Origin of the sequence: Amycolatopsis sp., assembly GCF_036008905.1 — a bacterium.
In the GTDB taxonomy this organism is placed as follows: domain Bacteria; phylum Actinomycetota; class Actinomycetes; order Mycobacteriales; family Pseudonocardiaceae; genus Amycolatopsis.
Genome location: NZ_DASYMU010000148.1, coordinates 1 through 10,516 on the forward strand (window position 1 = coordinate 1; position 10,516 = coordinate 10,516).

The following is a 10,516-nucleotide window of genomic DNA, read 5'->3' on the forward strand; positions in this document are numbered from 1 at the left end:
CTGATCGGCCACGAAGGCCATGAAGAGGTCGAAGGCACCGCCGGTGAGGCGCCCGACCACGTGCAGCTGGTGGACACCGCGGCCGACGTCGACAAGGCGATCGTGCGTGACCCGTCGAAGGTCATCTGGCTGTCCCAGACCACGCTGAGCGTCGACGAGACGATGGAACGCGTCGACCAGCTCCGCGATCGTTTCCCCGGCTTGGCGGACCCGCCCAGCGACGACATCTGCTACGCCACGACGAACCGCCAGGTGGCGGTCAAGGCGATGGCCGCCGAGTGCGATCTCGTGATCGTGGTCGGCTCGCAGAACTCGTCCAACTCGAAGCGGCTCGTCGAGGTGGCGCTGAAGGCCGGTGCGCGTGATTCGCACCTGGTGGACTTCGCGCACGAGGTCGATGAGGCGTGGCTGGAAGGTGTCACCACGGTCGGCGTCACGAGCGGTGCTTCGGTGCCGGACTCGCTGGTCATGGACGTGCTGTCGTGGCTGGCCGAGCGTGGCTGGGGCGACGTCGACGAGGTCACCACGGCGAACGAGAAGATCACCTTCGCGCTGCCGCACGAGCTCAAGAAGGTCGGCAAGCGGGCCGAGTAGCCCCTCCAGAACCGCATCAAGGGACCTTTACTGCCGTTTCGCGGTAGTAAAGGTCCCTTGATGCCGCTTGGGGGTGGGTTAGTCCTCGTCCCAGGGGCGGTTGCGCGGCGGCGGGTTGTCGCGGCGGTTGCCGGGCGGGCGACGCGGAGTCTCGCCACCGCGACGCGGGTCGTCGGCGGGCCGGGGGCGGCGGGCGCGGGGCTCGCCTTCGCGTGGCTCGGGACGTCGGCGCGGCGGTGCGCCGTCTTCGTCTCGGGGGCGCGGCTGCCGGGGACGACGTGGTGCGTCCGGGTCTTCGGTCCGGCGTCGTGGGGCCGTGGGGTCGCGAGGACGTCGTTCGCCGTCTTCGGGAGCCGGGCGACGGCGAGCCGGAGCACCCTGGGTGCCGGATTCGGCCGGCGGACGTCGTCGCGGCGGCTGGCCGTCGGCGGGAGGCCGCTGCCGAGCCGGGCGCGAGCCGTCGCCTGCCGATGGGCGCTCGTCCGCGGGGCGCTTGGGCGCAGCCTTGTCCGAGGCGGGCTTCTTGGCCGACTTCTGCTTGAGCAGGCGGTTCGGGTCCCGCTCGCGGTAGAGCCGGAAGAAACCGATCAGCAACGTCGCGCCGGTGGTGATCGCCATCGTCGGGAAGCCGTCGATGAGCGGTTGTCCCAGCTTGAGGAGCGTGCCCAGGGTGTCGCCGCTGCCCGGAACACCGGACGCGACGAACACGACGCCGGGGATGGTCACCGCCAGCACCAGCGGCGGCTGGACCATCGGGCCGAACAGGCCCCGTCGCTGGACCCAGCCCACGGCGATGACACATCCGACGCAGTAGGTGGCCTGGAAGAGCAGCGTCAGGTGGGCTTGGAGCTTCAGGTCGACGAACGCGCCGAGTATCGCCAGGCCGAAGCCGAGCAGCACGGCACCCCACCAGGGCAAACCCCGTTTGTCGCCGACAATGGGAAGCTCGTCCCACGGCACGGAGATTTCGTCTGCATCAGGATCGCTTGGGCGATCGCGAATCGCGGTCACGAGATGACACGGTATCCGGTTCTCACCCGGTTGCCGCTACCACTCCGCGTCGAAGCGGAATTCGGCACCCGCAAGCGTGACCTGGAGCACGGTTTTCCGTCGGCTCCGCACGGGTACACCCCCGCGTGCGTCACGCGCTGTTTCAGCTGCTCAGGGCCGGTCTACGGCCTTCACCCTGTGGCCAATTCGTCCCCTTTGCGGATTTCGGTGACCGGGGAAGGTGCCGCGGCCGCATCTGTGAGCGGCGCGACGGCCGCCCGGAAATTTTCCAACGCGTCCAGCTCGCGGCGGCGTGCGGACAGGAACCGCTGGAGGTGCGTGCTCGACAGATTCAGCGCGTCGATGGCGCCGCCGGCCGCCCGGTGCGCCTGGCCCGCCCCCGCGCGCACCTGCTCGACGTCTTCGAGCAGGGCCCTGTCGCTGGCCGCGAACAGCGCCGCCGACGCCAGCACGGCGAACCCCGTCGGCCCGCAGACGAAGACCCGCCTGTCGAGCATCCAGCGCAGCAACTCCGGGTCGGTGTCCATCGCCGCCACCACGGCCGCGTCGGACGGGACGAACATGATCGTCCCGTAGATCGCGTCCGCCCAGCGCTGATAGCCCTTGCCCGCCAGCTCCGCGGCCCGCGAGCGCATGTTCCGGACGTGGACGCGCAGCGCGTCGAGCCGCTCGTCGGGATTGTCCGTCTCGATGGCCTCGGCCCAGGTCGCCATGCTCGCCTTGGCGTCCACCGGGACACTCCGCCCGCCGCCGACGTGCAGCACCATGTCCGGTTTGACGCTGCCGCCCCCGGCGACGTCGGTCTGCAGTGTGAAGTGCAGCTCCTCACGCAGCCCCAGCGCGCGTGCCGTCTCGAGCAGTACTTGTTCGCCCAGCTCACCGCGGCCGCTGATCGAGGCGAACGCGACCTCGTACCGCCGCAGCGAGGTCTGCTGCTCGTTGACCCGCGCGCGCTCGACGTCGACCTGCCGCGCGGCCGCGTCGGCCCGCCGCATGCTGTCGTTGTAGAGCCGCCACAGCAGCGCGACCGCCACGCCCAGCAGCACCGCCACCACGACCGCCGCCGTGGTGATCACCGTCGAGTCCACCCGCAACATTCCCCTCTGTATCCAACCGCACACACATCATTACCGACCCCACCGACAAAAACCGACTCCCACCCCAAACCCCCGCCACCCGATTCCCAAAACCCAGCCACGCGGGCTTAGTCCGTAAAGCCGGTCACCACGACTCACGGCCGGCCACGGCCGGAAGTCTTCACCGCGCGCATGCCAATAAACACAGGCTTCAGCCGTACCCCTGACCGCAACCACGTCTAACGCAACCACTTCCAGCCCCACCCTCCCGGCCCACGGCTAACCCCTGCACACCCCAAACCCAACACGCCCACCCGCCCTCCCCGGTTCTGACAGGGTTGCCGCCTACTTTGGTCGCGTGAGACTTCTCCACACGTCCGACTGGCATATCGGCCGCACGTTCCACGGCGCCGATCTGCTCGCCGAGCAGGAAGCCGTGCTCGGCCACCTCGCGGACCTCGTGGTCGGCGAGCGAGTCGACGTAGTGCTCGTCTCCGGTGACGTCTACGACAGGGCAGTCCCGTCCGCAGAGGCCGTGCGGGTGGCCACGAGCGCGCTCAGCAGGCTCAGGCGCGCCGGGGCGCATCTCGTCATCACCCCCGGCAACCACGACTCAGCAGCCCGTCTGGGCGCGTTCGCCGAGTTCGCCGCGGCCGGCGGGCTGCACCTCAAGGCCACGATCGCCGGGTTGCACGAGCCGGTGCTGCTGGACGACGAGCACGGCCCGGTGGCGCTCTACGGCATTCCCTATCTCGAGCCGGAGTCCGCGCGGCACACGCTGCGCGTCCCGGATGCCAAGGGCCACACCGGTGTGCTCACCGAAGCCATGCGCCGCGTCCGCGCGGATCTGGCGGACCGGCCCGCCGGGACGCGGTCGGTGGTGCTTGCGCACGCTTTCGTCACCGGTGGCGCGGGCAGCGATTCCGAGCGGACGATCGCTGTCGGCGGCGTCGAGCAGGTTCCAGGCTCGGTTTTCGACGGCGTGGATTACGTCGCGCTCGGACATCTGCACGGTCCGCAGACTCTCGCGGAGCATCTCCGCTATTCGGGAAGCCCGCTGGCATACTCGTTTTCCGAGACGGCGCAACGCAAATCGGTCTGGCTGGTCGATCTCGACGCCGACGGTCTCGCGGCGGTCCACCGCCATGAACTCCCGGTGCCGAGGCAGCTCGCGACGATCCGCGGGCAGCTGGAGGAACTGCTGGCCGCGCCCGAATTCGAGGACGTCTCCGACTGCTATCTCTCGGTCACGCTGACCGATCAGGTACGCCCGATCGACGCCATGCGCCGGCTGCGCGAGCGGTTCAAATACGCCGTCCACCTGGACTGGGTGCCCGAAGGCGGCCTCGCCACCGGCACGCTGCGCTACGCCGAAAAGGTGCGCGGCCGGTCCGACGGCGAGATCGCCCGCAACTTCCTGAGCGACTGCCGCGGCGCGCCGCCGAACGAGCGCGAAGAGGGCCTGTTCCAGCGTGCGCTGGAGTCCGCCGGGCGCTGGGATGCGGCCGGGCGCGGGGAAAAATGAGACTGCACAAACTGGAGGTCGCCGCCTTCGGGCCGTACGTCCGGCGCGAGATCGTCGACTTCGACGTGCTCGGCGCAGACGGCCTTTTCCTGCTCCACGGCGATACCGGCGCGGGCAAGACGACGTTGCTCGACGCCATCGCGTTCGCCTTGTTCGGCGTGGTGCCGGGCGCGCGCGGCGAGGTCAAACGGCTGCGCTGCGAGCAGGCCGAGCCGGACGACGTCACCGAAGTCGTGCTGGAGCTGACCGTCCAGGGACATCGGCTGCGGATCGTGCGCAATCCCGAGTACCAGCGCCCGAAACGGCGCGGCGAGGGCACGACGACTCAGCAGGCGAAGGCGTCGCTCAGCTGGACCGGCGAGGCGCCCGATGGCCAGCCACAAGAAGGCGTGACGCGGATCGACGAGGTCGCGCGCACGGTCGAGCGGCTGCTGGGGATGACGGCGGATCAGTTTTTTCAGGTCGTTTTGCTGCCGCAGGGCGAATTCGCGCGGTTCCTGCGTGCCGACACGACAGAGCGCGAGAAGCTGCTTGAGCGGCTTTTCGGCACCGGCCGGTTCGGGACCATCGAGCGCTGGTTCGCCGATCTGCGCACCGAGCGGTTCCGCGAGGTCGAGGACCGGACAAAGGTTGTTCGCGATCGGGTTTCGCGGTTCGCACAGGTAGCCAAGGCTGAACCGCCTGAGGAAGAGCAGTCGGAATGGGTGTCGACGGTCCTGCGCGAGGCCACCGCTGAAGTAGCCGTCGCTGAGGTGACCGAACGCGAAGCGCGCGGAATCCGGGAGCGTGCCGAAGCCGCGTTGCAGGAGAACCTCGCGGCAGCGGAGCGGATCCGCCGGGTGCGGACCGCCCACGTCAAGCTGACCGAGCTGGCGGAACAAGCTGAGCAACGTTCGTTGTGGGCCACCGAAATCGCCGACGCCAAGCTCGCGACCGGAGTCGTCGAGGCGGCCGCGCTGTTCGATCGGCTGGACGCGCTGCTGGACGACGCTGAACGTCGTGAAGCCGGACGGGTTCGCGAGCTGGTCGCGACCGGGCACGAGAGCACGGACGCCGTTGTCGCCGATCTGCGCGCCGAAGCGGGTGTGCTGCGCGAAGAAGCGGGCGCGCTCGCCGGGCTGGTGGCGGAAGCCGAGCAGCAGCGGCGTGATCGTCTGCGTCAGGTCGAGCTGGGCAAAGCCGCCGGGGTCGCCGCCGGGCAGGTCACGGTCATCGGCGAGAAGCTTTCCACAGTGCCGCAACGGGTTCTTGAACTGCGCGAGAAGCTGGCCGCGGCGATCGAGGCCGAGGGCAAGCTCGACGGAGTGCGCGCGCGTGCCGACGAGCTGTCGGTCGCTATCCGGGACGCGGAGGCACTTCCGGCCGCCGAGTTGGCTGTTCGCAAGGCTGACAAGGCTTTGCGGGACGCTGTCGACGAGCATCAGCTGGCCCGTCAGCACCGGCTGGACCTGCGCGAACGACGTCTCAATGGGATGGCCGCCGAGCTGGCGGCCGAGCTGGCCGATGGTTCGGCGTGCCCGGTTTGCGGCTCCGGTGAGCACCCCGCGCCCGCCAAGCCCGTCGATGGTTCCGTCGACGAGAAGCAGGAGCGCGCCGCGGAGGAAACCGAGCAGCGGCTTGATCTTCGGCGGCAGAAACTCGTCACGGCAAAGCACGAAGCCGAGACGAAACTGGCCGGGTTGCTGGAGAAGCTCGGTGAGCGGACTGCGGAAACGCTCGCGGCCGAGTCGGCTGAAGTGCGTGCACAGCTGGACATGTTGTCCGGGCTCGCCGCGAAGAAGAAGCCCGTCCAGTCGGCGATTTCGTCCGCCGAGTCCGAGGTCGTGAGCCTGACCAAGGAACGTCAGGACGCCGAAAAGGCCGTCACCACGGCGGAAACCGAAGGTCGTGCGCTCGCGGAACTCGTGCTGGAACGTGAGCACCGCCTTGAGGTCGCGCGCGGGGAGTACCCGGATGTGGCGGCCCGGCGGGCACATCTCGTCGACGTGGTTACCGCGCTGGACGCGTTGGCGGAGGCGAGAACCGCACGCACCGCGGCGCAGGGCCGTGTTGATGAGCAACGAGGTGTCGTCGAGGAAGCGTTGCGGCACAACGAGTTCGAGACTGTCGAGCTGGCGCGGGCGGCCGCGCGGGCGCAGGATCGCGTCGCGCAGTTAGAGCAGCAGTTGTCGGCCGCGCAGGTCGATGAGGCGAGGGCCCAGTCGGCGCTGAGCGAGCCGGAGCTGTTCGGTGTCTCGCCGGACGACGTCGTCGACGTGGAAACCGCCAAACAGGCCGCGAAAGAAGCACGAACGCGGTCGGAAGCCGCGTTGGTCGCTGTCCGTGGCGCCTCGGAACGCGCCCGGGATCTGGACACCTTGGCCGAGCGGATGGGGTCGGCGATGGCCGAGCTGGCGCCCGTCGAAGAGGCGTACGCGGAGTTGAAGGCGCTCTCCGAGGTCGTCAACGGACGTGGGCAGAACGCGCGGAAGATGTCGCTGCGGTCCTATGTTCTGGCTGCCCGCTTGGAAGAAGTCGCGCTGGCCGCGACGGCCCGGCTGCGGACGATGAGCCAGGGCCGCTACTCGTTCGTGCACTCCGACGCCGCCGGCGCGCGGGGGATGCGCGGGGGGCTCGGCATCGACGTCCTCGACGACTACTCCGGAACCGTGCGGCCCGCGAAGACACTTTCGGGTGGTGAATCGTTCCTGGCGTCGCTCGCGCTGGCACTCGGCCTCGCGGACGTCGTCGCGGCCGAGACCGGCGGGGCGCTGCTGGACACGCTGTTCATCGACGAGGGTTTCGGCACGCTGGACGCCGAAACCCTCGACATCGTGATGAACATCCTCGACGAACTCCGTGCCGGTGGCCGGGTCGTCGGGCTGGTGTCGCACGTCGAAGAACTCCGTCAGCGGATCCCCACGCGGCTGCGTGTCCGCAAGTCGCGCAGCGGCTCAACCCTGGAAGTCCAAGCAGGCTAGACGGCTTCGTGGTCGAGGAGCCAGCGCTTGACGTCGGTGCCCCAGCGGAACCCGCCGAGCGCGCCGCCGGTGCGGACCACGCGGTGACACGGCACGAACAGCGCGGCCGCGTTCTTGGCGCAGGCCGCGGCTGCCGCACGGACGGCGGCCGGATTCCCGGCCAGGGTGGCGTAAGCGGCATAGCTGACCGGCTCGCCGGGCTTCACCGTCCGCAGCGCATCCCAAGCGCGCTCACGGAATTCGCCGGACTTCTGGCGCACGACGATGTCGTCCACCGCGCCGATTTCCCCGGCGTGATAGCGCCGGACGGCGTCGCTCACCGCGCCGAGATCCCGCTTCTCCGTCAGCTCCGAAGGCGCGAGCGAGGGCGCGATCAACGTCGTCAGTTCGGTCACTTCGCCGGTCCAGCCCGACGCCAGCACGGCCCCGTCGTCCGCCACGACAGCGGTGAACGGTCCGATCCGAGTGTCCATAGTGGACCAGTGGGCGGTACTCATTTCTTGCTGCTCCTTGGTTTCGGTGAAAGATACCTGCCTGCGTAGGAGCGCCACGGCCGCCAGGCCTGGGCGCGTTCGCCGAGATCGGTGATGCCGAGTGCGGCCGCGTTCGCCCGCATGACGGCGTCGTCGAGCAGCACGTCCGGCATGCCGAGGACCCGCATGAGGACGGCGTCCGCGTCGACGCCGGGCAGTGCTTGTAATTCGGCCCGGAGTTCGTCCGGATCGCGGCCGACGTGGATGTCCGCCGTGCCGTCGGCCAGCGCGGTGGCGACCTCGACGATCACCGGGTCGGCCGCGCTCGCGGCCACCTGAGCGGCCGTCGGGAAGAGCGTGGTCAAAGCGCCGTCGCACACTGGCAATGGCTCGCCGAGTGCGGTGATCTTCGAGCCGAGTAGCGCGCGTAGCACCAGCTCGGGCCCGTCGACCGCGCCCGGCACACGGATCCCCGGTGTCGCCGCTACGAGCGGGCCCAGTGCGGAGTCCGCGCCGAGGACGCGTGCCACGGCTTCCGGGTCGGCGTCGAGGTCGAGCAGCCGCCGGACCCTCGCCACCGCGCTGCTCAGGTCGCGCAGATCGGTGAGCTGGAGTTCGCAGCGGACGTGGTCTTCCCGCGCGCTCAGCCGGACTGTGCCCGAGCCGTGCGCGAGCCGCAGCGTGCGGCCGTAGCCGTCGGGCGTGACCTCTTCGATCCCGGGGATCGCCTGCTCGGCGAGGAAAGCGAAGATCCCGTCGGCGTCGTACGGCGTCCGGAACGGCAGCCGGAGACTCAACCGGGTGCCCGATGCCGGGATGTCGCTCCGGCGTCGCGCGCTCTTGACGCGGAGCTCGGACGGCGTGGTCGCGAACACCTCGCGGATCGTGTCGTTGAACTGCCGGACACTGGCGAACCCGGCCGCGAACGCGACGTCCGTCAGCGGGAGCTCGGACATCTCGATCAGCAGCCGCGCGGAATGCGCCCGGTGCGCCCTGGCGAGCGCGAGTGGCCCGGCGCCGAGTTCGGAGGTGAGGACGCGGCCCAGCTGCCGCTCGGAGTACCCGAGCCGCTTCGCGAGGCCCGGCACGCCGTCGCGCTCGACGACGCCGTCCGAGATCAGCCGCATGGCCCGGGCGGCCAGGTCGGCGCGTACGTTCCATTCCGGGGAGCCCGGCACGGCGTCCGGGAGGCAGCGGCGGCAAGCGCGGTATCCACCGGCCTGCGCGGCCGCCGAGGTGGGGAAGAAACTGACGTTCTTCGACTTCGGCGTCTGCGCCGGGCACGACGGCCGGCAGTAGATGCCGGTGGTGCGGACGGCCATGATGAACTGCCCGTCGAAACGGGAGTCGCGCGAGGTCACGGCCCGGTAGCACCGCTCGGTGTCGCGCCACACGCTGCGGGTGGTCGGTACGAGTGCGGTGGTCATGGATTCGATACTGCCACCAGGTCGAGGGCTTGACTGGCGGAAATCCGACATGGCGATCGGTGTCAGGAACCCCGGCAGCGAACGCGCTCGCGAGGCCGCCACGTAGACTTTGCCGCCGTGAGTCTGACCCTCGGTATCGTCGGCCTGCCCAACGTCGGCAAGTCCACCCTGTTCAACGCGCTGACCCGCAACAACGTGCTCGCCGCGAACTACCCGTTCGCCACGATCGAGCCCAACACCGGCGTCGTCGCGATCCCCGATCCGCGGCTGGAACAGCTGGCGAAGGTGTTCAGCTCCGAGCGCCTCGTGCCGGCCGTCGTGTCGTTCGTCGACATCGCGGGCATCGTGAAGGGCGCGTCCGAGGGCGCCGGGCTCGGCAACAAGTTCCTCGCCAACATCCGCGAGGCCAACGCGATCTGCCAGGTCATCCGTGTCTTCGACGACCCCGACGTGATCCACGTCGACGGGCAGATCGACCCGCTGGCCGATATCGAGACGATCAACACCGAGCTGATCCTCGCCGACCTGCAGACCCTCGAGAAGGCCGTCTGGCGGCTCGAGAAGGAAGCGCGCACCAAGAAGGAAGCCAAGCCCGCGCTCGAAGCCGCGCAGAAGGCGAAGGAAATCCTCGACGGCGGCCGCACGCTCTTCGCCGCGCAGAAGGAGGTCGACCTCGACCTGCTGCGTGAGCACAGCCTGCTGACCACCAAGCCGTTCCTCTACGTCTTCAACGCCGACGAGGCCATCCTCACCGACGAAGCGCGCCGTGAAGAGCTGACCAAGCTGGTCGCCCCCGCCGACGCCGTCTTCCTCGACGCGAAGGTCGAGCAGGAGCTGCTCGAACTCGACGACGAAGAGTCCGTCCGCGAGCTGCTGGAGTCCGTCGGCCAGCACGAGCCCGGCCTGCATTCCTTGGCACGCGCCGGTTTCCACACCCTCGGCCTGCAGACCTACCTGACCGCGGGCCCCAAGGAATCGCGCGCCTGGACCATCCCGAAGGGCGCCACCGCCCCGCAGGCCGCCGGCGTGATCCACACCGACTTCGAGCGCGGCTTCATCAAGGCCGAGGTCGTGTCGTTCGCCGATTTGATCGCTGCCGGTTCGATGGCCGCTGCCCGGGCTGCGGGTAAGGCGCGGATCGAAGGCAAGGACTACATCATGGCCGACGGCGATGTGGTCGAGTTCCGACACGGTGCAACGGCTAGCTTGACCAAAAAGGCGTGACCGTGTCGGAAGCCCGCGAGGCTTCCTGCACGTAGAACGCATGGCCGCGCGGGCCCGACTTCAGGTCGGCCCCGGCCAGCGCTGAACCCGCCAACCGGGGCCTCCGACGGGATGGAGCCCCGCCGTGAGCGACAAGTCTTTCACCCCGCATGACATTCCACAGTTGTCCTTTGACGCCCTTGTTGAGTGTTGGTCCGCCGCTCGCAGCAGAGCATTCCTAGCCAGG

7 protein-coding genes and 1 pseudogene are annotated in these 10,516 nt (G+C 69.4%); 4 read left to right on the plus strand and 4 right to left on the minus strand.

Annotated elements, in window-relative coordinates; all coding sequences use genetic code 11:
• Window positions 1-594: pseudogene (locus tag VGP60_RS25925) on the plus strand (4-hydroxy-3-methylbut-2-enyl diphosphate reductase); the annotation flags it as partial.
• Window positions 595-672: 78 nt separating this feature from the next.
• On the opposite strand, the gene VGP60_RS25930 reads toward VGP60_RS25925, so the two are convergent.
• Together VGP60_RS25930 and rmuC are read right to left on the minus strand one after the other, a co-directional pair.
• The gene (locus tag VGP60_RS25930; RefSeq protein WP_327550704.1) at window positions 673-1,605 is read right to left on the minus strand and encodes a DUF6542 domain-containing protein; all 933 of its coding nucleotides are present in this window, start codon (window positions 1,603-1,605) and stop codon (window positions 673-675) included.
• A gap of 170 nt (window positions 1,606-1,775) precedes the next feature.
• A complete protein-coding gene (rmuC, locus tag VGP60_RS25935) occupies window positions 1,776-2,693 on the minus strand; it encodes a DNA recombination protein RmuC (RefSeq protein WP_327550705.1) in 918 nt (305 codons plus the stop codon).
• A gap of 346 nt (window positions 2,694-3,039) precedes the next feature.
• Here rmuC and VGP60_RS25940 point away from each other — a divergent pair, with 346 nt between their 5' ends.
• Both VGP60_RS25940 and VGP60_RS25945 read left to right on the plus strand, forming a co-directional pair.
• Window positions 3,040-4,206, plus strand: a complete 1,167-nt coding sequence (locus VGP60_RS25940; protein WP_327550706.1) for an exonuclease SbcCD subunit D — start codon at window positions 3,040-3,042, stop codon at window positions 4,204-4,206.
• Window positions 4,203-7,166 carry an SMC family ATPase gene (locus tag VGP60_RS25945; protein WP_327550707.1) on the plus strand — a complete coding sequence of 988 codons (2,964 nt, stop codon included), beginning with the start codon at window positions 4,203-4,205 and terminating at the stop codon, window positions 7,164-7,166. Before VGP60_RS25940 ends, VGP60_RS25945 begins: the two co-directional genes overlap by 4 nt.
• On the opposite strand, the gene VGP60_RS25950 is transcribed toward VGP60_RS25945, so the two are convergent.
• Entirely contained in the window at window positions 7,163-7,663 is a 501-nt protein-coding gene (locus tag VGP60_RS25950; RefSeq protein WP_327550708.1) for a methylated-DNA--[protein]-cysteine S-methyltransferase, read from the minus strand. The two genes, VGP60_RS25945 and VGP60_RS25950, sit on opposite strands and share 4 nt — an antisense overlap.
• Window positions 7,660-9,066, minus strand: a complete 1,407-nt coding sequence (locus tag VGP60_RS25955; RefSeq protein WP_327550709.1) for a DNA-3-methyladenine glycosylase 2 family protein — start codon at window positions 9,064-9,066, stop codon at window positions 7,660-7,662. Before VGP60_RS25955 ends, VGP60_RS25950 begins: the two co-directional genes overlap by 4 nt.
• Before the next feature lie 117 nt (window positions 9,067-9,183).
• Here VGP60_RS25955 and ychF point away from each other — a divergent pair, with 117 nt between their 5' ends.
• Window positions 9,184-10,290 (plus strand): redox-regulated ATPase YchF, encoded by a 1,107-nt coding sequence (gene ychF, locus VGP60_RS25960; RefSeq protein ID WP_327550710.1) that lies wholly within the window; start codon window positions 9,184-9,186, stop codon window positions 10,288-10,290.
• Window positions 10,291-10,516 lie beyond the last annotated feature (226 nt).

Bases quoted from the DNA above. Each gene is read 5' to 3' on its own strand.
- VGP60_RS25955 (WP_327550709.1), bottom strand. From the start codon at position 9,066: ATGACCACCGCACTCGTACCGACCACCCGCAGCGTGTGGCGCGACACC.
- VGP60_RS25945 (WP_327550707.1), top strand. From the start codon at position 4,203: ATGAGACTGCACAAACTGGAGGTCGCCGCCTTCGGGCCGTACGTCCGG.
- VGP60_RS25950 (WP_327550708.1), bottom strand. From the start codon at position 7,663: ATGAGTACCGCCCACTGGTCCACTATGGACACTCGGATCGGACCGTTC.